A 1,521-nucleotide genomic window follows, 5' to 3' on the forward strand; every position below is an offset into this window, starting at 1 on the left:
GCGTCTCTAAGCGGATATAAAGAACGCTGTTCTCCCAGTCGACGACGTCACCGGCCTCGCGGTTTTGGATATGGACGTGAATCCCGGTGTCAATCTCCTGTACTTTCGCCGGAAGGGCGAAGAGGAGCTGGTGGAGCTGCCCGCCATCGAGGCGGTTGAGCGTCTGTTGGACCTGAAGGAACGAGGCGAGTCGCTGCGCCTCCGGGTTCGTCGTGTCGCTTCGCACCGATAGAGCGGACGTCGGTGTGTTGTTCGCCTGAGCGAGCTGCGCCTGTGTCTGGACACGTTGCGTCACTTCTTGGACGTGTCGACCTGATAGTGTCGCGTCAAGCTTCAGCGGTGTGACGCTCGGGATCTCCCCGGCGCGCATCGCGCCATGTGGGATATATTCAATCCGTGCCTGGTTCGGTGCGTAACGGAAGTCGTTCAACGTCGACCGGACATCTTTGACGAGTGCCGCGCTCTCTTGTGGCTTTGTCGAGAGTAACGACAAGGCGAGGTCGAGCTTCGCGGTCATGGCGACGAGTTGCTTCTCTTGCGTCACATCCGTGTGAAGGAGCGCATCCGTCTTTTGGACGAGTTGCGTCAAGCGGGTCGAAACGGTCTCGAGCGCGGGACGTGCCACATGTGGATTCGTCTCGATGAGTGCTGAGACCTGTCCGAGTTGTTTCGTCACCGTCGCCTGTTCGTTTCGGAACGTGTTCGTCACGTTCGCGAGATGGCTCGTCACTTCCTTGACCATCACCTGTCGTCCGTTCACCGGTGGGAGCGGCAACGGTTCGGTGCGCTCCATCTTCGGTGGGGTAGGGAAGTCACGGATGACCCGGTCGATCGTCTCAGGCGTCGGTGTCACCCGTTCGCTCACGGGACGTGACAAGTTGACGAGTTCGACGTATCGCTCTTTTTGAGGATACGGGGCGTCTGGTGATGGTGGTGTGAGGAGTTGTCTCGCCTCATTTAAAGAAAGGACGGCAATCTCCCGTGCAACCTCACGCGGGACAGCCTGAGTATCGAGCGTCTTTAGATGAAGGATGACGTCGCGCATGTCACCTTTAAAGGCCGTTTCGAGGAGGCGTACCGTGTCCTCGTTCATCGGCAAACGCCCGGACTGGAGCAGACGGCTGACGGCGCTTCGCACTTCGGGTGGAAGGGAGGCGAGGAGCGTCTGGATCTTCGCGTCGAGCTTTGACGATGCAGGTGGTGCGGGTTCAAGCGTCTCTTCCTTCTGTGGAACGACGGTCGCGAGCAAGACGCCGTCCTGTTCGGCAAGCGTCACGTGGAACGGGTTCGTCTTCGGAAGCCCGTCTTTGAATGTGACCTCGACTTCTTCGCCGTTGATTTTGACGATGGCGGAGTCGGGGCCTGTCTGTTTGACGAGTTCGGCCTTATAAGTCCGGTTCGTCTGGATGCCTGGTAAGACCGAACTGACGGCGGTCGCTTGGGCTTGAATTTGCATGTTTGTCACCTCGACCATAATATCGACCTCTTTTTCAAAAAATGAAGCAAAACAAACGAAAAAAA

1 protein-coding gene is annotated in these 1,521 nt (G+C 57.7%); it reads right to left on the reverse strand.

The window, feature by feature from the left end; all coding sequences use genetic code 11:
• Positions 1 to 1,456 (reverse strand): hypothetical protein (locus ON063_RS14495; RefSeq protein WP_274665604.1); only part of this gene is annotated, 1,456 nt, incomplete at its 3' end.
• Between the last annotated feature and the right edge of the window lie 65 nt (positions 1,457 to 1,521).

Source organism: Exiguobacterium sp. B2(2022) (assembly GCF_028823655.1).
GTDB lineage: Bacteria > Bacillota > Bacilli > Exiguobacteriales > Exiguobacteriaceae > Exiguobacterium > Exiguobacterium aestuarii_A.